General features: G+C 57.3%; 1 protein-coding gene. It reads right to left on the reverse strand.

Annotated elements, in window-relative coordinates:
- The coding region (locus C5750_RS26725; RefSeq protein ID WP_170111944.1) for a hypothetical protein at positions 1 to 255 on the reverse strand (255 nt) is incomplete at both ends.

Here is a 255-nt window from a genome sequence, read left to right on the forward strand (position 1 = left end):
CAATGCGGGGGCCGGCCACGTGGAACTGCCCTGATTGCAACCGCGTGACGGTGCCAAGGGCGCCGATAATATCCAGGACCAATTGATGCACCACGTCTTCAGCGATAATCGCCGCGGCTTCGCCATAAGCGGCGGCGATATGGGGCAGGTTGTCGATCTGGATCGTCAGTTCGCCTGTCAGATACTGCTGCTGCGACTGACTTCGGCTAAATTGGTTTGAACCCGACGTGGTACGACTGCGGTTCATTTGAAACT

Origin of the sequence: Phyllobacterium myrsinacearum (genome assembly GCF_002980555.1) — a bacterium.
Lineage (GTDB): Bacteria > Pseudomonadota > Alphaproteobacteria > Rhizobiales > Rhizobiaceae > Phyllobacterium > Phyllobacterium myrsinacearum.